Raw genomic sequence first — 20,832 nt, forward strand, 5'->3', positions numbered from 1 at the left:
ACTGCTGTTGAGTAGCGTCGCAAGAAGGACCGCGACGAGATCAGCAGCCAACAATCCCACGATTACCTTGGGGGAGGGAACCGTCTTGGCGTTCGCGATTTCGCTGCGACGACTCCAAAACAACCAAGCAATCACACCGAGCACTAACGGGAAGTACTGGTAGTGTCCCTGGCTCCACAAGCGAGGGAAATATTTCAGTGCGATTGCGAAATGCGAACACGCAACGAGAGCGAGCAAGCACCACACCGTGGTGCCTCCGCCAACGGATTTGCTGGGGCCTGTTGTGATTGATTCGCCTGTGTCAGCAATGGTTTGAGTTGCCATGAGTCTTCGAATTTGTCGATAGGGGGACAGGGAATGTGTTGCGAGAGATCAAAGTGGGGTTTCTATGCCACGCTCAATCGACGAGCGGTGTTTTCGATGATGAGATCGGTTTCGCGAAGTCGGTCTTCAATGCGGAATCGTTTTGCGGCGTCCTGGTAACCCGCGTCCGCGAACGAGCGAGCTAACTCGGGATCAGACAACAATCGTGTGATGGATCGGGCAAGAGCCTCGGAATCGCCCGGCGTTGTCAGCAGGCCGGTTTGTTCGTGTAGCACGATTTCCGCGGCACCACCGGCATTGGCAGCGATAACGGGCGTTTTGGATAACAGACCTTCCACGACGACACGCCCAAACGGTTCCGGCGCGGTGGAACAATGAACCACGATGTCGACGGCACGCATCAACGTTGCAATCTCATCACGAAAGCCTAAAAAGTGCACCCGGCCTTTTGTCTCGGGACGCTCGGCAGCAATATGCAATTGCTCGACGTATTCGGATTCACCGAACATCGCATCGCCGACGAGCAAAAGATGTGCGGTAGGAGTTTTCGCGATGGCTTCTATCGCGATGTGTTGCCCTTTCCACGGTGATAGTCTTCCGAATACCGCGACCAATGGGGTGTTGCCGGTAATCGGGAGGCTACTGTTTTTGTTGTACTCGGTTTCGTTGATCTCGTTTTCCTTGTTCAGCGAGGCAACGAGCTTCCCACGCGTGTCACGAGCCTGACTGTCGCCGACTTCGAATTGGGTAATGTCGAATCCGTTGTGAACGATGGTCACCTTGCGGGAATCGCCCCCCGCATCGGCGAACGCTGCAGCGGTTGCTTCTGAGTTGGCAATCACATGTTTCGAAAGCCGGTTTGCGAACGTGGTGAGTAGACGCAGGTTCGAGCCACTGAAATGATCGGTCGAGAGAATGTCGTGGAGGTGATAGATCGTCGGACGACGCGCGATCTTGCCAGCAATCGCTGAGACGATGAATGCTTTCGGAGTATTGGCGTAAATCGCATCGTATTCTCTGGCTCGGGAAGCCACGCGTTGAATGAGTGATGCCATTCCGCGAACCGCAGAAAGCTTTTGTGCCACGCCGCTGTCTTTTCGTAGGGTCGCTGCGCGAGAGGAGATCGGGAGGACTTCCGTCGCCACTCCACCTTCGACGAGTAGTTCACGAAACGGGCCGTCTTGGAACAGCACGACGCGGTCATCCCCGTTGCGGCGTGCCACCAAATCGTAAAGACACAGTTCTGCACCCCCGAGTTGTCCCGTTTGGTCGACGAACAGTACTCGTGGTTTGGGTTGCATCGTATCGTCTAACGGGTTGGGAGCTCGCCCAGCGGAGGCTGTGAACGTTGGTCCGGAGTGGGGCGAGTTGCCGTGTTGAGTTCGATGGAGGTCCGTCATTTCAACGCACTGCTTCGCGATAGACATCGAGCAGCTTGGGCGAGATTACCGTCCAATCAAAATTTTCTCGCACGTAATCCTTGCATTGCTGATCACTGGGAAGGCGTCGGTCACCGGCTAACGCCTGAATGATTCCGTCTGCGATTGCGGTCGACGACTTGTCCTCCACTGTCAAGTCTTTGCTAAGGCCATCGACGACCTCAGGGAGCGAGCCAACTGGCGTCACGAGCGCGGGAGTTCCGGCCGCCATCGACTCGATGACGACAAGGCCGAACCCCTCCAACTCCTGCGTAGGGACGATCGAAACGTCCGCCGCGCAATATGCCAGCGAAAGCTCTTCTTCCGGAATGAATCCGAGTAGTTGCACGTTGTCATGCAGTCCGAGATCTGCAACGCGTTGTTGGAGTTGCTGCTTCATCGGACCGGAGCCGCCGATCATTAGCAGGAGATCCGGGTGTTTCGATACCACGGCGGGCAACGCCTCGAGAAGTACGTCAACACCCACGCGTCGCACGAGTCGACGGACGGTCAAAGCAATCGGTCGATCGGTTGGCCAATTCAACAACGCTCTCGCATGCAGCCGCGACATTTTCGGGTCGGCCTTGTTTGCGTCGATGCCCCCCGGGACAACGCAAACGCGATCCGCATCCACATCGTATTTCTCGACGGCAATGTTTTTGAAGAATGTCGATAGGGTGATGACGCGAGATGCGGACTGATAGGAGCGTCGTTCGGTGCGCCGCTGGACGATCGTCTTCCACCACGGTGCTCCTTCTACCGATGCCTCGTCGGCCCACGGGCCGTGGAAGTGGACGACGCCCGTTTTCGGGCATTTGCGTCCTGCTAGCGAAGCACCGACCGATGCGTGATGCGAGATCATCAGAAAGGGATCACCCGAGTGTCGTTCGCTAGCTAGCTTGCACAGATTGGCGAGTTTCTGACGTCGCGGTTGGTCCTGGGACGCGAACGCGACGACGTTGTAGTTCGCGTCGGAAGTGATCGGTGTACGGCTCTGAACCCACGCGGTTACCGCTTCTCCAGCGTTGGCGTGTGCGGTGCAAACGCCGTGTTGATATCGTTCGAGACCACCCCCGCGATCACCAATCCAACCGAGTCCGAGGTGAATCATCTCAGGCAATTTCGGCAATGGAGTCGAACGCTCCATTTTCGGTTCTAGTAGAGTCTGAGACATTGAGTGAGGAATGAATTTGGGGACAACTGAACGAAAACAAGCGTCTTCGGTAGAAATCGGACGCCGGATTGCGAACTATTTCACGACACTTTCGACCGCCGTGGCGAATTGATCGGCAAGAACGGGCAGTGCGTATTTTTCATGGACGTACGCGTGCCCTGATTCAGCCATTTCGCAACGCGCGTCGGTATCCGAGATCATGCGCCGAAGAGCCTCGGCACATGATTCTGGATTGGCTTCGCGAAAGGCGATGCCACCTCCAGTTTTCTGAATGATTGTCGGGATCTCACCGGAGTCCGATCCCACGACTGGTGTTCCGCAAGCCATTGATTCAACAAGGACACGACCAAATTGCTCCTTCCAATTCGCTCGTGTCTCCGACGGCAACAGCAAACAATCGACTGATTCAAAGAAGCGGGCGACCTCATGGTGCGGTACAAAGCCACGCCATTCGACGCGCTCTGCCACGCGGTATTTTTCAAACGCGGCTTTCACCTGCGGTTCATAAGGACCTGCGCCGATCATGATCAATTGCCAGTCCAAGTCAGCGATCTTTCCGAGTGCCGCGGCTAGATTGACGAGCCCCTTCTCTTCGACAACTCGGCCCACGAATGCAAACCGGAACGCTCGCGAACTCGCGTCGCGATGACGTTTCGTGATGGATTCGGTTGCGTGGTATTTTTCCGGATCAAAGCCTAGCGGAAGTATCGTGGACGGGCCTTGGTACCCCTTCTCTCGATGGACTTCGTCAACGGCGTGTGTGATAGGGAAGAAGAACTTGCTGTTGCGATAGACCCATGATTCAGATTGTCGAAACGGAATCGGATATCGTTTCGACAAGTTTTGGCAGGAGAAAAAGCCGAAAGGAAGCTCGCCGTTTTGTTTCGCGGCTCGGCACCACTGGATCGTCGACAACGCATACGCCTCATTGTGTGCGTAGACTACGTCTGGGGAGATCTTCTTCAACAGCGCACCTGCTCGCATGCGGTAGGCATGCAGCGGCACGCTGCCGTTATTGATCACCGGTGCCGAAACGAGGCTCGCGTCAAAGGTTGGATACAGCTCGGCATCCATGAACTTTCCATACTCGTTTTTCCATCGCTGAGGCAGAACCATCGTGACCTGCCAACCATGTTTCTTGGCGGCGAGCGAGAACATGTGTTGGTTCTGAGGTAACGCACACGCGTGGCTTACAATGACTACTTTCATGGCGTCACCTAGAATGCATGGTTGTAAGCTACGGACGACTCGAGAAGCTCAGCACGCTGCCGAATCAGCTCGTTGTAGACCGACAATGTCTTGTCCGTGATGACGTCCCACGAAAACTCTTGTTCGACGAGTTGCCGTGCCGCAGCCCCTTGGCGAGCAACACGTTCAGGCGAAGCGGCGTATTCTTCGATCGTCTTCGCGATTTCGTCAGGATCTCGCGGAATGATCTGACCGGTCTTGTGGCTGCCGACTAATTCTTCGGCGCCGCTGACGTCGGGCATCAAAACGGGTAGTCCGGCAGCGGCAGCTTCGATCGTCGCCAAACTGAAAGCTTCGTATGCGGTCGGAAAGACGAAAACGTCTCCGGCGGCGTAGTAGCGATGAACGTCGGTGCGGAAGCCAGCGAATTGCACGCGTTCGGTCAAGCCGAGTTTGTGCGATAACTGTTTCACGGGGGCTCCCGCGCGATCGTGGCCAACGACGAGGAGTTTGATCGCGTTGGAGTCAATCTTTGCGAAGGCTTCCAAGAGTAGGTCCAGTCCTTTTCGACGCCAATCTCCACCGCTGAACAGCACAACAAAATCCTTCTCGTCGAGGTTGTGTGAGCGACGAACTTCGGAGCGATGTTGTGTTCGGTTGTCGGGCGAGAAACGATGCAAGTCCGCACCATTGGGAACCACAACCACGTTGTCGTGTGATTGGTTCCTTCGCGGGTTATCGCTGGGGGTTCGCGGATCGAGCACGTTCGAGTTCAGTGATTGGGGGCGAGCGGAGGGGGACTGACATTCCGGGTAGGTCTCCAACAATTCCTGCTTTGTGCCAAGCGATACAGGCAGGAATGCACGGGGACCACGAGGGCTCGCGTATTTGTAACTTTCGCGTTCAGCAGAAACGACGAAGTTGTCGTAAGTCTTGTGTGAAATCTTTCGTGCCCAACTCGCAGACTGGTCTGCGTTAACGAGTGCCATCTGGTGCATCTTGACGGGATGCACCGTCTGAATCGCATAGACGTCCGCTTTGGATGTATTCGGGCCAGGGGAATGGATGATGTCGTAGTCGTATCGCTCAATGTTGCGATCAACTAACCATTTGAACGAAGCAAAATCCCCGACTTCGGGGCGTCGCGGACCGCGTACTTCGATCCAATTGATGTGCGATAGGTCAACATCTTCAATCGTTCGTGCCCACAGATCAACGTCATGTTCGACAGCCAATCTTTCGGCCACCTCTAGGATGGCCCGCGACGTGCCTTCACGGCGATTGGCGTTGATAATGGAGAACGCGATTCGCATCAGACAGATCCTCGAGATGAAAGAAGCCGCGTCAATTCAACACGCGATGGGCGAATGTGATATCGCAGCGGTATCGTCATCGCGGTACTTTTGAATGCGTGCAGGAACTCCCACCATGACCGCGCCGGGGGGAACGTCACGCGTGACAACAGCGCCGGCCCCAATGATGGCGTCATCCCCTATGGTGAGTTTTGTGTTTGACCGCGGCATGATGACGGAGTTGACACCAAGTGTTACGCGATCGCCGATGTGAACCCCGTCGGGGCTATCGAGAGCAGTCTCACCAGCAATGGTCACGTGGTGATAGATCCGGCAATCGTCACCAATGGTGACGTTGGGGTGGATGACAACACCGAGTGCGTAGTGTTCGAGAATCAAGTTTTCGCCGACCGTCGCTTCACATGGCAAAAGCGCCCGATGAAGAAAATAGTTGACAATCTTCACGAGCCGAGCGGTGCGGCGCATGTCATGGCGATGCAACCGTCGACTCAACCGCCAGAAAAATTCAGGAGAGCGAATTCGCATATTGCTGCGGCGGGATTGGCGAACCAAATTGGGAAAGGTCAAACTCGTCGTGTTCCAGATCGGATTCTGCCTCGTCGTCGGCCATCTCTTCCTCCAGTGCCAAGTCATAGAGCCCTAAGCAATGGCCTGCCAGCACCCAAAAGAAAGTTGCCGTGAACATCCAGTCGCCTGAAAACAACGCCACCATACCGGAGATAAACCAAGCCCGGAAGAGACGCACATTGGCATCATCCATTTCAGATTGGACGAGATCGCTCGATCTTTTCCACAGTTTATAAAGAAGGATCACGATCATAAAAAATCCTATCCAACCAAACGTTCGAAGAGTTTGTATGTATCCGGTACTATCGCCGGAACCGCCACGATTTGCTTTCCCGACGCGTTGAGCGAGTCCGTGAGAACCAATTCCCAGCCCGAAGGGCTCTTGCAGCGAACTCTTCAGCGTTGTTTTTATGAGGAATAGTCGTATCTTGAAAGATCCATCATTTTGAATGGCTCCAATAGTTGAAACGCGGGATGTAATTTTCTCGGCGCTAGGCAGTCTACTTAATATCGAAGGGCCAATCGCAGCGACGAGTAGTGCGAGTATCGCTATAGGCAGAATGGCAGTACCGCGATTAATTAGCGGGAAAACAATCACTGCGAGTGCTGTCCAAATCACCACCGTGCGCGAGTAAGTTAGCAACATGGCCGTTGCGACCAAGGCAATTGTGGGCCATCGGAATACCCCCAGCGTTTTTGGGCGAAGTAGCAATAAAATCAAACCACCGCATAGGTACGATGCCGCAGGACCTCGTTCAGCCATTGTAGAGAATAGTGTCATCTCCGTTGGTTTGAGATTGCCTAGGTAGCCCTCAAATCCAACTGCACGTACCCAAAAAGCGTCCCATGGGGGAATTGTATAGTATTGGTATATGCCATACGCTGCGACAACTGCTGTCGAGAAGGCGACGCTGTTGCTCCATCGGCTGAGCACCGATGGTTCCTTTGCATGCATCGCTGCATACCCTAGCAACCCGATGGGGGCAATGTACTCACCTAGTGCATAGACTGCGCCCAGTCGTACATTGACAAGACCTATGAAGAACGCCCCCAGAACTGCCAATCCGTAGATCCAAAGTGTCTCGGACGTAGCCTGCCCTAGCCGTCGGCGGGTATTGAGGTGTAGCAGTACGACAAGTGTCGCTAGTCCGCAAACAATGATAGGCGTTAAGCTGATCAGTGAATATTTGTCGAAGTATCCATTTTGGTAGTCCACCATTCGCCGCACGCCGCGATTCAACGCGACTACGAAAAACAGATAGTCGACCAACCAGTTCGAGTTGCGTAGAGCCAGCAGAATGGCGGGCGCGCAAATGGCAGTTGCTACCATCAGCGTTATTGGGCTAGACATTTGATATGTTAGGTTGTGGGGCGGTGTTGGGCAACGACGAAGCGAGCCGGCGCGACCGAAGGTTTTGCAGAGGACGGTCAACGAGTTGCAATATTACTACGGCACCACCAAGGGCGACCGTAATATTGACACCCAACATCGTGAGGGAGTGCCACCAGGGGCCGTTCAGATCGACATGTGCGTAGTACCATTCGCGCGGCAACCAGTGGAACATGTACAGCGGGTACGAGAGGTCGCCAAGCCAGCGGTCCCAAGGGCTCGATCTTCTTCCTACCGTGTCCATCGCAAATGGAATTCCCGCGGAGACCAACAACACAAAATAGCCTGTCTGCAACCATGTCGCTGCGGTGGTCTCTTGCGATCCACGCAACCAGACCAGTGAATGGGTTTCCGTAAACCCAAAGGTCAGCAGAATCAGGCAGCCCACCGTTGTCGCGCTCGCTGTGACCATGCCTGGAGTCGGATGGAAGTCGAAACGCTCACAAAGACAGCCAACAGCGAAAATCCAGGCGAAAATGTCCAGTTTGGCTTCTTCAAACGATCTAATAATGCACAGACGCAAAACCGACCAGCACAGAAGCGCGAGCACAAAGCATCCGGCATCGCGTTTTGACAAGCTTGCCATCCCCACGACGAGCAGAGGAGCGCAGAGGTAAAACTGCATTTCGACATCAAGCGACCAAGACGGCGGCAGCAACCGCGTGACTTGAGTTGAACCAGCGATTAAAGGCTGGGTAACCACCCATCTCCAATCCGAAATCGCGGCCGGATTGCCGACTCGGTATCCGGAAAGAGTTAAGATCACGGCGATAAGATGAACCGTCAAGAACACGGGGGCGAGACGCCACCAGCGGCTGGCCAGGAATTCAGTGTAAGGCGCGTCGAGTTTCGCGTATTTTCTCCGCCACATTCTGGATATCCAAAATCCACTCAGCGCAAAAAACATCCCCACCGCCCAGGCACCTAACCGCAATGGAAAACTGTGGTGAATTACCACAAGCAACGCAAGGAAAAGACGAAACGTCCCAGGCTGCATCGAGCTCATTGTAATACAGCCAAAATTACGAATAAAACAAGGCTTAGTAACAGAACGAACCCTGGGGGGCTGCTAAATAGGGCTTGTGCGAGAGGAAAGGCAGGATGCCATCCAGGACTTCGCAGAAAAGCCAAGGCTTCAACTGTCTTCACTGCCTTGGATGGTCGTTGTGCAGCACGTCGGGATGTCCGAAAGTAAATCATTCAATCTTGGCATCTAAACACGTTAGCCTTCTCACGGGGGATTTTAGTGGTGGGAAGACGAGAGTAAAAATTTGCAATACACGCATAGTTCGTTTTAGATTCAATTAAGATTGCAATCCCTCCGCAATGGTAGCGATGAGATTATCACTGAAGTTTTCGCTGCTGAACCGTATTGCTCGCCTTCGTGCTTGCTTACTGAGCCTGTAAGCCAACGCCGGATCTTCTTTCAGTCGCAAGATTGCTCTCGTCAAATCGTCCACTCTATTGCTGCTGACCAACAAACCACTTACTTCTGGTTCGATAGCCTCGGCCGGCCCACCCGGTATCGAGGCGATTACTGGTAGGCCAATCGCCATGGCTTCAGGCACTACAATTCCGAATGGTTCTCGGTCTGCTGAATGAACAAACACATCCATTGTTCTCATCCAATCTGCTATGTTACGCTGGCTCCCAGGCAACATTACGTGCTCAGATATGCCAAGCTGAGCAATTCGTTCTTGAAGTAGGTTTTCGTAGTGCGGCTCGAGTTCATGCCGTCCGCCCACGATTACACAAAATACATCTTCGTGCTTTTTACGAACTTGCCTAATTGAATCGACTAGCGTATCAAAGCCTTTCCAATGCTGCATGCGACCGACACTTCCAATGACAAAGCTGCTATTAGGTATTCCAAATTCGTTTCGTAGATTCTGCTTAGAAGCGTTTTCTTGGGTGAATTTGTTTGCGTCATATGGTGGGTAGAGAGGAGAGTCTGCAACTTTAATTCGATGTTGACGCATCTGGTCTCTCGTGAATTTCGAGTTTGCAATCGCGTGTGAGTGTGGAAGGCACTTGCATAATCGTGTAATAGCTCCTCCGTCGATGTTGGATCTTTGCCACCACAGGCTTTTGGCGATAGCAATACTCGCTGGACTTGCGTAGAGTTGGGCAAAGTCTGTCCAGGCAAACACTACTGCGGGGCGTTCGGATTGAATGAACTTTCGAAGTTCCGAAACAACCGCAAATGTCTTTTTAAGGTTTCTGGTTCTTGAACGTTCAATTAGTCGAAATGGTACATTAAGACTGTGCGCAATATTCACCAAGGGGCCGTCTTCTAGGAAGGCATATGAAATGTCGTTAGAATGTGCTGTTTGGTATAGTAATACTTCCAGCACGCGTTCTGTTCCTCCAAAAAGCCCTGCTGTCGGTGAAACGACCATTATTTTCGGGTAAGACATGCTGTACTTAGCATAAAAGTTTGTGAGTGTGTCTCTGGCGATTCACCGCGTCTGCTACGTGTCGGATTTTGGTCCTACTATGCTCGCGTGGTGTTTGTGAACGTAAGTAGCCGGAGAACTGAAAAATCGGCAATCTAGCTTGCGTGTTCGATCCGAAGGATATAAGTCCGAAGTGCTGCTAGGCGTCCAAGCAGCGTTGCCCGGAAGCGGGGGTAGAACGGTGCGGTTCCTCGAGCTCGATACTCGAAAATTCGAAAAATGCCGGGGCAGGTCTTTGATCCTATTAGCAATTGCCAAAGAGTTATCCTGAGGCAGTCTAGTCGAGATCCGTGCTTTATCACCACTAGCGTTTCGTTATGGGCGATGTCGGAAGTCCCGTGTGCGTCAAATACTCCGCGGTGGACCGAATCATTGTCATGCCTAGGAGCAACGTGGTGTACGACCTGGACCGAAGGGTCAAACAGCATCCGATACCCGGCCCGTCGTGTTTGTAGGGCCAACGCCAGTTCCCAATTGACCTGGGCGCCGGTGCCCGCCAGTCCTTTCTCAAATCCATGCTCTCTCAAAAAGTCGCCGCGGAACAGGCAATTTGATCCTCGCAGAACATCAACAAGGCGAGTTTCACCTCCGCCTCGATGATGATTGCCCGTGATTCGCCCGTAAGCATGGATCCGTCCGACGTCGTCGACGAGTGTTTCGCTACGACGCATCTCGGGATGATCCATCAGTAGGTCGCGTCCCGCCGCGGCGACCGCTGCCGGCCTTGTTTCCAAATGGCTTATCATTGTTTCCAACCAATGGCAGGGCAGTTCGACGTCATCGTCCAGGAATCCAACCATCTCGGATCGACATTGCTGCAAACAACTGTTCATTGAACCAACGACGCCTACTCCCCGAGCCACCACCAAAGTCACATTCAAAGAAGATTCAAACTCGACGAGAACAGGAGGACTGACTTGATCATCCAAACGGATCCCGACTAAGACGTTCGCCGGCAACGTGGTCTGTGATGCAAGAGCCATAAGGCAACGTCTCAGGTGATTAGGACGCTTGAGAGTCGGTACAATAAGCTCAACAGAGCTCACCTCTGTCGCGACGCCTGGAGCGGGTTGGCGGGGCGAGACCTCGATATCGGACATGCAAAATTTGGACAGTATGCGTTTCACAACTAGGTAGGAATGTTGTGCAGAGTAATCGCGTCACGCAGATTCGACAATCGAATGATTTCTACCAGTCGACTACTTCCTCATATCCCATTTGGATCAGCAATTTGTTCCATCGCCCGTTGAGAGCTGTCTTAAAATGCTGGATATGTTCTTCTTCGAATTTTTCTCTCCAATCTCCTACGATCCCTTTCCGTAGGAATGCGCTTGACACTTCCTTGCCTGGTGCACGTTGGGAGACTCGGCTAAAATCGTGTCTCTCAGCTACGTGTTTGTATTGCTTCGCGCAGTAGTCGTTTTCAATATTGAGTGCACGTGCGACGGAATGCAACTCTGCCGGGCAGTCATTTTTGAGGTGTTCGTAGTGTACCCGGGCGGTGGCAGGAAAATTCCACCAGTACTCAGCACGCTCAAGATTGTAATCTCGTTCCAACTCAAAATGCAGGCGTTCTTTGAAAGGCAGTTGTTTTATCTCTTGCTGATAACCGCCTGCTTCGGTAGGAAGGTGGGTTCCGAAGTGAACCATTGAAACACATGCATCTCGAAGGTCGCGGTGGACCGACACAAATTTGCAGATTGGAAGAATGTCCGGATGTATGTTTTTATGCGTTTTGAATAGCCATCGACCTTTTGAAGACGACACGAAATTGGCTGCGGACGCAGATGTAAAGGTGTCGGTGTATCCCCTGGTACGCATCGAGCGTGGTATTACTAGACCCTCAAAATCGTATTGCGGCTTTAATAGTGTCTCGAGCATCTGGAACAGCCAAGTTGATCCAACCTTGTGCGGTGATCCGACGATCACTATTAAGGGAGGCTGGGTTCTATACCTAACATAACGCCCTATTGAAAATGGGGAAATCGCAGTTCTAAAACGAGTGAAACGGTGGGTTCGATGTAACTTGACAAGTTTTGAAAGTTTCTGGTTCAGTCGCATGTTAACCTCGTTTTCGAATCATCCTGGCTGGCACACCGGCCCAAACTTCGTTAGGGCCGATAGAGCGATTTACTACTGATGCGGCTGCGACGATAGCTCCGTCACCAATGGTGACTCCCTTGAGGATGGTTGCGTTCACGCCAATCCACACGTTGTCTTTGATCGAAATGGGTTTGGAATTGTTTTCCTGCTGCCTCATGAGGCACCCTAGATCAGATCCATGGTCATGGTCGATCATTTTAACACCGGAAGCTATTAGGCAGTCATCGCCCACGTTGAGTTGGCAGCGGATGTTGAATTCGCATCCGCGTCCGATAAAGACGTGATTACCGAATTGTATTGACGGTCCAGGAGTCCAGTAATGATCGTAGTTGAAGAAGACGTCTGGCTGAATGATACATTCCTTGCCGATTGCAAGTTGATGCGGCCAAGTGCACATGGTGCTCGCCGGAATACTTGTGCCATGGCCAATGGAAGCTCCTCGGATTCGCATTATGGCAGACCGAACTGCATTGGTCGGCCTTGGTAGCAGTGCGATGCGACGCATCAAACGCTGCCCAAATTCTCGAACGACATTGCGTTCTGGTTCGTTGTCCACAATCGGTGACGAGTTCGTTAATGACTGCCTGGGAGTATTCACATGGAGCATGTCAGAAGCCAAATTTCGGTGGGGCGCCGTGCTCGGATACGTGCTTCTTCCAAAACGGACTACGCGGCCGACGACTCCACTTGCGAACCCACCTTGGAGTGTTGTAGACGACGATACCCCATTCGCCAAGAAATTTGAACGCGGCTTGCACATTGTCAGAGGACCAATGTTGATTGCGGAATCGCGATTGAATGATCCGAAGTGAGTGCCAAGGTAGTCGCCACAGCACGGTGAAAGGGGACGCCCCCACATCCATCGAGAAGATTGCTTTGCCTTCCCATTTTCTAGCTAGCCCCGCCGCGTTGCCTACGGGGCGAAGAGGGTGTTTCACGATGGCGCAGGGGACAAACAATATCGCCCCCCCAGAATTTTCTAGACGTGCAAAGAACTCGGTGTCTTCGATTGCGGCACTTGGGAAACGTTCGTCGAAGCCGCCAACTTGCAGAAGAATCTCGCGATGGATAGCGAAATTTGCCGAGATACGAGCGTCACCTAGTGGGTTATGGGGAGCTTCCCAGAGAAGCGATGGTGGTTCGCCAATCCGTAAAGTGGGACCTTGAAAGGCTGAGAACGATTTTTCTGTTTGAAACGCAATGCATTTGTCATACGCGGTGAGTAAACCCGATTCAGGAAGGCAATCGTCGTCGATGAATACGATCCAGTCATGCACCGCCTGGCTGGCGCCATGATTGCGATTGGCAGCGGGGCCTTTCGCTGGGCCCGACGTCCAACGAGCCCAGGCAAATTCGTTCGAAACGAGCTCCTTTGCTGAGACGTGTCTGCCATCGTCGCTTACGATGACCTCATAGTCCTCGGCCGGAAAGGATTGCACATTTGGAGCGAGCCTCTTGAGGCACTCGCTCAACTCTTCGGGACGGTTGTAGGTAGGGATGACCACAGAGAATTTTGTCATATTACTGCTCTGTTCAATGGTGTTTGCTCGCCCACGCGTCGGTTCCATACTTCGAAGTGACGCTCGAAGATCCTTTCCGCTGTGTACTCCGCACAAACGGCGTTCAGCCCTGAGCGTCCTAGCGTTTCCGCCTCTGCGGGCGTGGCAAGTATGTTTGCGATTGCTTTCTTTACCTCTCCGACCGATCCGTCGGTGCTGATGCCGCCCCGGTGCCGGTTGACGAGTTCTTGTGATGCCGGTGCGGCGCCACAGATGACCGGTTTGCCGTACGCCCACGCTTCCACGTAGACGATGCCAAACGACTCCGCTTCGCTCGGAAGTGCAAACACATCGCAGGCGGCGAGTGCGTCGTGTTTGACCGCGTCTTCGGCGGCGCCGAGGTCGAGATCCACTTCCTTCGGCAGCGATGGGTAGGGCGGTTCGAGATCTCTTCCGATGGAGACGAGCGTCACCGGAGTTCCTGCGTGGTTGAGTTCGGCAACGGCATTCCGGAGAGCATGGTAGCCCTTCGCGTTCGATTTTCGTCCAACGAATAGGATAACTTTGCGATCGCCGAGTTCATGCTCTTTGCGAAATCGATCAGCGTCTCCCGGATAGTTGTCCGGTGCGGCGCATCCACAGCGAACGAGCACAGACGCTGAAACGCCCTTCTCCCGCAGGTGTTTGCCCTCGTAGTCGGACTGAACAAAAACACCGTCCATTTTGCGATAGAGGTCGATGTCGAGTGGAGCGTCACCCCATTGTCGTGGGTGCACAGCGGGCCAACACGTGGCGAGCTTTTTCTGTTCACGAGCGGCTTGTAACAGCGGAAAGCCTACGAGATCCCATCCGGTTCCCACAAAATGAACAACATCGCACTTGCTGACCGCGTTGCCGCACCAAGCCGAACCTTGCCATTGGGCCGCAGTTCGAGAAAGGAAACGCACCTGGGGGCGCGTCATTACGGGTAAGAGACGATTGATCCGTGGTCGCCAATGGGATTCCAAAGTCACGTTCTGGGCCGGTGCGGCACCGTTCCAGAAAACCTGATGTGCGTTGCCGGTGAGTTCGTTCGTGAGCATCCGTATGTACGACTCAAGACCGCCATGGTTGTTCACATTTACCAACGTGAATATGCCCACACGCAGTGGTTTCTCTTTGCGAACGTTTTCGGATCCAAACGTTTCGCTCGATGTGGATGTGTTCGTAACTAACACCCTGATGCTCGAATGTTGTTGAGGAATTCGACGACGTTTGCGTGTTGTGTAAGCTCCCTTTGCTTGTCGCGACACCAACGATGTGTCGACAAGCTAGGGCAGGAAACGACTCGTTTTTTGGGCTGCGTTTGTACCGGCAAGCCGAGCGCGTTGATGAATTCGCGGAAGGTGTCTCGTCGTGAGATGACGTCCATTTGGGCAACGGCGACCATGAGTTCCCCGTCTCTCGCGGCTCCGTGATAGACACGAAAGGCGGGCGGTGTTGAATCCAGAAAGTCTTCCTGGTAGTCGATGCCACAATACTCTGCGATTGCGGTGGCATTCTTTCGAGGTTGCAGTTGCGGATAGCTATTCCAGTCGATACCGCAAAAGTGTTCGGCCAGCGTTTGCGTGGATGCGTTGAGGACCTCGTCCCGTGTTCCAAAGTGAAAACTGCTATCGGGGTTGCTGATGTTGTGAAAATACTCCGAAATGCAGATTTCATCGAATGGGCGAACAAGCGTGAGCACACGTTGAAATGGGCGTCGGATACAGTCACGAACTTCATCGAGTCCTAACTCTCCGGAATGACATTTGACGGTGAAATGTGCCATCGTTGGAGGGACACTTTGGATGTCGCTGAGGTCAGCACCGCTGCTGAACCGCGACTCGCAAAGTCGGTCAAATAACTTTGTCGACCCGACACGATGAGGCGTGTACACGATCGAAATCTGGTTGCCTAAGAACGTGGAGGCTAATCCTCTGAGAACTGCTTGTGCGACCATTGTTGTTGATATTTCTAAATGAATGTCTTCGAGGATCGAATCAATGCTGAATCGAGTTCTCTCACATGCTGGTGACGATGCACCGACAACGAGCGAATCATCTGCCCGTACCACAGGCCATGGTATAGATACTTCGCGCGACAGAGCGATATCCAAGAAAACTATTGGGTTTGTGCTTGATACACTGCATCGCGAACCCAAATGCCTCCCGTCCTTGGCCTTCTTCTGCCGTCATCCATGATGCCTGATGGGCGAAATTGAGGAGGTAGTCCGAAGGAAGTGGATTGCGACGGTTGTAGGCCGCTAGCGAGTGGTGTTTGGGGCTCGCCTGGGCAGCAGACGAGGTCGCTCCCATGGATTGGTTGTGAATCCGATAGCAGAGAAGAGGCTCGTCGAGATTCGCAAGACGCGATATTTCCGAAGCACGAAGATAAAGGTCAAAATCTTGCGAAGCCCCCGTCGTACTTTCGTACTGCCGAAGCAACTCCATCACCGATCCACGTATCATCGCCGAGGGATGTGTCAGACCGCATCCAAACGTCAATAGTTTGTTGATGATTTGATCATGCTTGAGGGGATAAGCCAATTCGCCGATTTCGTTGTCGGACTCATCGATAAGTGTGCTCGTCGTGCCTAAGATCCCGATGTCAGGAAGTTGCGACATGACCTCGAGTTGACGTTGAAAGCGGTTGGGCGCGGAGATGTCGTCGCAGTCTATTCTCGCGATATAGATCGAGTTGCAGTGTGCGAGCCCCGTGTTCAGTGCGTGGTTGACACCTTTTCGCAAGACCACGCATCAGCATCCGAATGTACGACTCTAGTCCACCATGTTTGCCTGCCGTATTCAACGAGAAGATGCCGACCCGGGGCCTGTTGCCCTTGCTAGCTCCGCCGGCCTGCGATGGGACATGAGAACGCGGCTGTTCAGCTAACACGCTCGTTCTCGATTTTCGGACATAAATTCGACAATCGCCGGATGCTGTATCAGGGCTTTTTGCTTGTCGCTGTACCATTTGCTCGCAGAAACATTCGAACTTAACATGGAGATCTTGGAGGTCCGAAATGGAAACGGCAATCCCAGCGATTCGATAAACTTGCAGAACGTGCGCCGATGTCTGAGCACATTCATCCTAGCGACCGCGACCATGACAGCGCCGTCCTCCGTGTTCCCATGGTAGACATGAAAAGTAGTCTTTGGAAATCCCAGAAAGTCGTTGCGATAGTCCACACCGCAGTACTCCTCAATCGCTTGGGCGTTGTGGCTAAATTGCAGGTGCGGGTAGCGATTCCACGGAACGCTCATGAAATGGTCTGCGAGCGATTGGGTCGACGCATTCAACACACTATCACGACTGCCAAAATGGTAGTCGTAATTGCTATCGTCAATGTTCTGGAAAAAGGCAGACAGATAAATTTCTCTGGCCGGCCGAACGAGCGTGATGATCCTTTGAAATGGTCTTTGAATGAGACTCCAGACCTCAGGCAGAGTCGAGTCGCCCGAATGGCACTTGACCGTGAAATGAGCCACCGCAGGGGGCTTTTCTTTGATGGCTTGAAGGTGCCCACCTGCGCAAAATCTCGGTTCACAAAGGCGTTCGAACAAAGTGGTGGAGCCCACCTTGTAGGGTGTGTAATCGACGGAAATCTGGCTTCCCATAAAGGTGGATGCCAACCCCACGAAAAAGTGCTTTACCGACCATCGCAATCTAGACTCCTGTGTTCGCGGCAAATCGAATTGCAGCGGCAACCTGTGAAACGGTTTTTTCCCATCCAAAACATGTCGCACGGGTTCTTCCGGCATCGGTCATCGATTGCGCCAGTGAGCGATCCGAGATGATTCGCGAGACTGCGTTTGCGATTTCTTCCACGTTTTGCGGTGGCACCTGGATGGCAGCGTCTTGGACGACTTCAGGAAGAGAGGTTGTTGAGGAACAAACAACTGGGGTTCCGCACTGCATCGCCTCCAGAACGGGCAGGCCAAAGCCTTCAAACAAGGACGGAAATACGAATGCCAGCGCTTCGCTGTATAAGGTAGGCAGGTGGCTGTCAGCGACGGGCCCAATACGGAGCGTTCGCCGCTGTATGGCGGGATGCTTGGAAAGCTCGGCTTCGATGTGGCTTGTTCCCCAGTCGGTCCCCGAATTTCCCGCCAGTACCAAGTTTCCGTTCCAGCTTGGCAAACGATTCGCGACCGCCGCAAAGGCTTGAATAACCGCTGGCAAATTCTTGCGTGGTTGTGCGTTTGCGACCGACAGAATGTAGGGAGCGTTTCCCAATCCATAAGAAGAGCGAAGCGTGCCGATAGCGTGGGGGGCATCCACCGGCCTAAAATTGTCAGCGGCGGCCAGCGGAGCCACTACAACTCGTGACGGCGGGAATTGCGTGTAGTCGCAGAAGTCGGATTTCGTGTATTCCGAAACGGTCACTACGACATCCCGAAAGATGTTTAGCTGATTGCAGATTGTGTTGAGCAGGCCTGTCGCTGCCGGGCCGCATTCCGCAGGGTGACGGGCGGGATATATGTCATGAATCATAACAACCCGAGGGATCGTTGCGGGGATTATAGCTGGCGGTGGTAGGAACGTGGAGCAAAATACGTCGATGGTGCGATGGTCGAGAGCTGCCTCCAGGTCGCAACGTACGAAACGCCGAAGAAGTTTCGCAGGCAAACTCCAGGGGTTGAAGCGAGCCGCCAGATTCGATCGCGATTCAAGCCCAATCTGCAACGGCGCCAGTACCTTGGAAAATCCCATTCGGCTTCGGTAGGCCGGTATGGACGAGCGGCTAGCGGAAACAGCTTTTGATGTCCAGCGTTGAGCCATGATGCTCGTGGAGACTGGATTCCAATCACCATCAAAGGCACCGACCGCTTTCACATCCAAGTCGGGAATTTCACGCAGATTGACGAGAACACTTTCGATGACGCGACCGACCCCCGTCACCGCAGCGGTGCGGCCGGGTTTTGGTGCAGCGAAGGATACATCGAATCCGACCCGAATCATGGTGTCGTTATTCCTAAAAAACCCTGCAGACGGTCTCGCATGCGTCCCTTTGTTCGTCGGATGACGCTAACCCCATCATCGCGACGTAAAAATTTGAGCGGTGGAACATCGTTGGTGGCAAAAGGTGGATTGGCGGCGACCACAAAGGTGTCGTTCATGCCTGTTGGTTCGCATCCGCTAGTGACTTCAAGCATGCCCATATCTTTAAGCATCCGCACCAACAGCTCTCTTGGATACGGGCGTTTGTGAGTGTGGTCCATCCAAAATAGTCGTTCGCGGACAAACGGATTATCCCAGTTGGGAGTGCGGATGATCAAAATACCACTGGGACGTAGCACGGCGAGGGAATTCGAAAGCATCTTCTCGAGCTCGTCGCCCCAAAGGTGTTCCACAACGTGCGAAATGTGAACGCCACCAAATCCGCTTTCGACTTGGGGGAATGCATCCTGGCTGCCAAGTACCGCGTTGCGCCCGCGCTTTTTACTTAGCTCCACCATGGCGGGATCCAAATCGATACCCAACGAGTCAACGCCCATTTCCGTGAGCACATCCGCCATGTAACCGGGACCGCACCCTACATCCAAGACTGGACCTCGCTCGGTAAACAGGGCCGCGTAGGGACGATGCCAGTTTTGCAACTTTTCTTCACTGGTTTCGTGAAATAGCGAAAACTGTTGTAAACTCATAGTTTCTCTACTGGCCAACAAGGGCGTTTTTGTCTAGGTGCCGAATGACTTTAGCGGGTACGCCAGCGACGATTACGTTGGCAGGCACATCCGCCCGTACCAGCGCCATGGCACCCACCACGGCGTTTTCGCCAATGCGGCATGGGCCCAGGATCGTGGCGTTGCTTCCGATCCAAACGCCGTTGCTGATGTGTACATCGTTTCCTTCTGGCGGGAATTGATCCTTGCGTTGCTCCCCGGTCAATGCAGGGTTATGGGGTCCCGTAATCACGTTTACGCCATGGCCAAAAAACGCGTATTCGCCGACGTAAACCGGTCCCGAGACCAAATTAAAGAGCGCGTCGTTGACTTGCGCGGAGGGGTGAATTTTCAGTCTCGACTCATCACCAAAAATCCGCGGGCTCTTCAGCACAACCTCCTGAACCAGATGTTGAAAGCAGCTCCAAAACAGCTTTCGAAAAACTCTGCTGGCACTTTGGCGAAGGAAAGCTTTCATGCTTTTGTTGAAATGAGAGGGCCATGCAAAGCGTGATCGCCTACGGTGAGGTCACAGAACTTTTGCGCAACGTGCTCGAGATCACATATCGCACGCCAATGGTTTGAAATCGCGACTGCATCGCGTTTGTGGTTACACCAATTGTTTAGCTCACAGGTTAGAGCATCAATCGCCTGGTATTTTGTCGTGTAGGTGCAACCATAATCGTTGTTGCCGATTAACGATGCATACCCCGGTACGGAATTAGGCGCTACAATAGTGCAGCCCGAGCATAGTGCCTCGAGACCCTGTATCGGGGTTGTCTCCCATTTGGATGTTGACAACAGAATACGCGACTGTGTCAATCGGTTGCGAAGAAACTCGGGTTTAGAGTCTTGAAAGACTTTAACGTTCGGCCAGCGGTTTGCTAGTGTCGCGAACATAGAGACATCACCTCGAACGTGTAATTCCAGTTCCGTGTCTGGCAACTTTTCTCCAATTGCAGCGGCGAGAAACGCCATTGCGTTGGGGGCCTTCTGATTGGAATTGAGGCGACCGGCAGCGACGATACGCTTTTTACGATCCTGGCGCACAGGTCCGCTCGTAAATTCGCTTCTAACCGCAAAAGGTACGACAACCAACTTCTTCGCAAGATCTCGACGATTTCGGCTCTCCAAGAAATCCTTTAGTATTCTTGCTGGTAAATCGGATTCAATCTTGATCCAGTGTGCTTGCTCGAAACTTGCTAAGACTTGAGAGTCAAAGCGGGTAGATTGCCACCAGCGATCTAGAGCTGCCTTCCACGAGCGCAGTTGGTGGATGCACGTGAGCGATCTATCCCGACGTATCTTTAGTTCTCGGAACAGATTTTGCCGAGCAGAGACGTGTCCGTCTGAGTCTGTTTCGATTACGACAGTTGTGCCGGCATCCCGAGCGGCTTTCAGTGCCTGAGGATCGAACACATTGAGCCGATAGAACACAGCCACATCCAAGCCTTGATCCATCCACCAACTGCTTTGACGCATCTGGCTATCGGAAGGGAGGGGGCTCTGCAATGAGGGAGAGAAACTGTCGTCAAAGGCAAATGCATAGATTGTTGCTGAATGCCCTACGCGGTTAATAGCTTCGCATAACTCTGCTACACAAATAGCGCCTCGCGTAGCTCTGGTAGGAATGAACCAGCCCAGACGCAACATGGCGCGTTTCTCCCCATTAGGTGAAGAAGGCTCTCTAGCCATTAATGGAGTATGCGGGCA

The 20,832-nt window shown here is 53.2% G+C and carries 20 protein-coding genes and 1 pseudogene; all 21 read right to left on the reverse strand.

Features of this window, described 5'->3' with window-relative positions; all coding sequences use genetic code 11:
* Window positions 1-324: pseudogene (locus RSSM_RS09410) on the reverse strand (exosortase U); the annotation flags it as partial.
* Window positions 325-386: 62 nt separating this feature from the next.
* Complete coding sequence (locus tag RSSM_RS09415; protein ID WP_044302015.1) at window positions 387-1,625, reverse strand: glycosyltransferase family 4 protein; 1,239 nt, start codon at window positions 1,623-1,625, stop codon at window positions 387-389.
* A 100-nt stretch (window positions 1,626-1,725) separates the two neighbouring features.
* Window positions 1,726-2,889 (reverse strand): glycosyltransferase family 4 protein, encoded by a 1,164-nt coding sequence (locus RSSM_RS09420; protein WP_008677168.1) that lies wholly within the window; start codon window positions 2,887-2,889, stop codon window positions 1,726-1,728.
* A gap of 102 nt (window positions 2,890-2,991) precedes the next feature.
* Window positions 2,992-4,125 carry a glycosyltransferase gene (locus tag RSSM_RS09425; protein WP_236621037.1) on the reverse strand — a complete coding sequence of 378 codons (1,134 nt, stop codon included), beginning with the start codon at window positions 4,123-4,125 and terminating at the stop codon, window positions 2,992-2,994.
* 8 nt (window positions 4,126-4,133) lie between these two features.
* Window positions 4,134-5,417, reverse strand: a complete 1,284-nt coding sequence (locus RSSM_RS09430; protein WP_008677172.1) for a glycosyltransferase family 4 protein — start codon at window positions 5,415-5,417, stop codon at window positions 4,134-4,136.
* 36 nt (window positions 5,418-5,453) lie between these two features.
* Entirely contained in the window at window positions 5,454-5,861 is a 408-nt protein-coding gene (locus tag RSSM_RS09435; protein ID WP_236621038.1) for a serine O-acetyltransferase, read from the reverse strand.
* A gap of 61 nt (window positions 5,862-5,922) precedes the next feature.
* The gene (locus RSSM_RS09440) at window positions 5,923-7,314 is read right to left on the reverse strand and encodes an O-antigen ligase family protein (RefSeq protein WP_144059682.1); all 1,392 of its coding nucleotides are present in this window, start codon (window positions 7,312-7,314) and stop codon (window positions 5,923-5,925) included.
* Between the two features lie 13 nt (window positions 7,315-7,327).
* Entirely contained in the window at window positions 7,328-8,380 is a 1,053-nt protein-coding gene (locus tag RSSM_RS09445) for an acyltransferase family protein (RefSeq protein WP_008677178.1), read from the reverse strand.
* A gap of 298 nt (window positions 8,381-8,678) precedes the next feature.
* The gene (locus tag RSSM_RS09450) at window positions 8,679-9,791 is read right to left on the reverse strand and encodes a glycosyltransferase (RefSeq protein WP_008677180.1); all 1,113 of its coding nucleotides are present in this window, start codon (window positions 9,789-9,791) and stop codon (window positions 8,679-8,681) included.
* A 134-nt stretch (window positions 9,792-9,925) separates the two neighbouring features.
* Window positions 9,926-10,930: a glycosyltransferase family 2 protein gene (locus RSSM_RS09455; RefSeq protein ID WP_144059683.1), complete on the reverse strand. Its 1,005-nt coding sequence runs from the start codon at window positions 10,928-10,930 to the stop codon at window positions 9,926-9,928.
* An 88-nt stretch (window positions 10,931-11,018) separates the two neighbouring features.
* Window positions 11,019-11,891: a sulfotransferase domain-containing protein gene (locus RSSM_RS09460; RefSeq protein ID WP_008677185.1), complete on the reverse strand. Its 873-nt coding sequence runs from the start codon at window positions 11,889-11,891 to the stop codon at window positions 11,019-11,021.
* Window position 11,892: 1 nt separating this feature from the next.
* A complete protein-coding gene (locus RSSM_RS09465; RefSeq protein ID WP_236621040.1) occupies window positions 11,893-12,489 on the reverse strand; it encodes an acyltransferase in 597 nt (198 codons plus the stop codon).
* A gap of 52 nt (window positions 12,490-12,541) precedes the next feature.
* The gene (locus tag RSSM_RS09470) at window positions 12,542-13,453 is read right to left on the reverse strand and encodes a glycosyltransferase family 2 protein (protein WP_008677190.1); all 912 of its coding nucleotides are present in this window, start codon (window positions 13,451-13,453) and stop codon (window positions 12,542-12,544) included.
* Window positions 13,450-14,649, reverse strand: a complete 1,200-nt coding sequence (locus RSSM_RS09475) for a glycosyltransferase family 4 protein (RefSeq protein WP_236621041.1) — start codon at window positions 14,647-14,649, stop codon at window positions 13,450-13,452. Before RSSM_RS09475 ends, RSSM_RS09470 begins: the two co-directional genes overlap by 4 nt.
* Window positions 14,643-15,350, reverse strand: a complete 708-nt coding sequence (locus RSSM_RS09485) for a hypothetical protein (RefSeq protein ID WP_236621042.1) — start codon at window positions 15,348-15,350, stop codon at window positions 14,643-14,645. Before RSSM_RS09485 ends, RSSM_RS09475 begins: the two co-directional genes overlap by 7 nt.
* A gap of 160 nt (window positions 15,351-15,510) precedes the next feature.
* Entirely contained in the window at window positions 15,511-16,206 is a 696-nt protein-coding gene (locus RSSM_RS09490; RefSeq protein ID WP_008677195.1) for a glycosyltransferase, read from the reverse strand.
* A 135-nt stretch (window positions 16,207-16,341) separates the two neighbouring features.
* Window positions 16,342-17,214: a hypothetical protein gene (locus RSSM_RS09495; RefSeq protein WP_144059685.1), complete on the reverse strand. Its 873-nt coding sequence runs from the start codon at window positions 17,212-17,214 to the stop codon at window positions 16,342-16,344.
* Entirely contained in the window at window positions 17,120-18,415 is a 1,296-nt protein-coding gene (locus RSSM_RS31600; RefSeq protein WP_008677198.1) for a glycosyltransferase family 4 protein, read from the reverse strand. Before RSSM_RS31600 ends, RSSM_RS09495 begins: the two co-directional genes overlap by 95 nt.
* Window positions 18,412-19,122 carry a class I SAM-dependent methyltransferase gene (locus RSSM_RS09505; RefSeq protein ID WP_144059686.1) on the reverse strand — a complete coding sequence of 237 codons (711 nt, stop codon included), beginning with the start codon at window positions 19,120-19,122 and terminating at the stop codon, window positions 18,412-18,414. The genes RSSM_RS31600 and RSSM_RS09505 overlap by 4 nt, the downstream gene beginning before the upstream one ends.
* Window positions 19,109-19,597, reverse strand: coding sequence for an acyltransferase (locus RSSM_RS09510; RefSeq protein WP_008677201.1), 489 nt, complete (start codon window positions 19,595-19,597; stop codon window positions 19,109-19,111). The genes RSSM_RS09505 and RSSM_RS09510 overlap by 14 nt, the downstream gene beginning before the upstream one ends.
* Window positions 19,594-20,601: a glycosyltransferase gene (locus RSSM_RS09515; protein WP_160168121.1), complete on the reverse strand. Its 1,008-nt coding sequence runs from the start codon at window positions 20,599-20,601 to the stop codon at window positions 19,594-19,596. Before RSSM_RS09515 ends, RSSM_RS09510 begins: the two co-directional genes overlap by 4 nt.
* Window positions 20,602-20,832: the final 231 nt, after the last annotated feature.

The sequence above is a fragment of the Aporhodopirellula sallentina SM41 genome (genome assembly GCF_000346505.1).
GTDB lineage: Bacteria > Planctomycetota > Planctomycetia > Pirellulales > Pirellulaceae > Rhodopirellula > Rhodopirellula sallentina.

Bases quoted from the DNA above. Each gene is read 5' to 3' on its own strand.
- RSSM_RS09510 (WP_008677201.1), bottom strand. From the start codon at position 19,597: ATGAAAGCTTTCCTTCGCCAAAGTGCCAGCAGAGTTTTTCGAAAGCTG.
- RSSM_RS31600 (WP_008677198.1), bottom strand. From the start codon at position 18,415: ATGATTCGGGTCGGATTCGATGTATCCTTCGCTGCACCAAAACCCGGC.
- RSSM_RS09430 (WP_008677172.1), bottom strand. From the start codon at position 5,417: ATGCGAATCGCGTTCTCCATTATCAACGCCAATCGCCGTGAAGGCACG.
- RSSM_RS09425 (WP_236621037.1), bottom strand. From the start codon at position 4,125: ATGAAAGTAGTCATTGTAAGCCACGCGTGTGCGTTACCTCAGAACCAA.
- RSSM_RS09450 (WP_008677180.1), bottom strand. From the start codon at position 9,791: ATGTCTTACCCGAAAATAATGGTCGTTTCACCGACAGCAGGGCTTTTT.
- RSSM_RS09420 (WP_008677168.1), bottom strand. From the start codon at position 2,889: ATGGAGCGTTCGACTCCATTGCCGAAATTGCCTGAGATGATTCACCTC.
- RSSM_RS09460 (WP_008677185.1), bottom strand. From the start codon at position 11,891: ATGCGACTGAACCAGAAACTTTCAAAACTTGTCAAGTTACATCGAACC.
- RSSM_RS09495 (WP_144059685.1), bottom strand. From the start codon at position 17,214: ATGCCGGAAGAACCCGTGCGACATGTTTTGGATGGGAAAAAACCGTTT.
- RSSM_RS09445 (WP_008677178.1), bottom strand. From the start codon at position 8,380: ATGAGCTCGATGCAGCCTGGGACGTTTCGTCTTTTCCTTGCGTTGCTT.
- RSSM_RS09515 (WP_160168121.1), bottom strand. From the start codon at position 20,601: ATGCGTCAAAGCAGTTGGTGGATGGATCAAGGCTTGGATGTGGCTGTG.
- RSSM_RS09470 (WP_008677190.1), bottom strand. From the start codon at position 13,453: ATGACAAAATTCTCTGTGGTCATCCCTACCTACAACCGTCCCGAAGAG.
- RSSM_RS09415 (WP_044302015.1), bottom strand. From the start codon at position 1,625: ATGCAACCCAAACCACGAGTACTGTTCGTCGACCAAACGGGACAACTC.
- RSSM_RS09440 (WP_144059682.1), bottom strand. From the start codon at position 7,314: ATGGTAGCAACTGCCATTTGCGCGCCCGCCATTCTGCTGGCTCTACGC.
- RSSM_RS09455 (WP_144059683.1), bottom strand. From the start codon at position 10,930: ATGTCCGATATCGAGGTCTCGCCCCGCCAACCCGCTCCAGGCGTCGCG.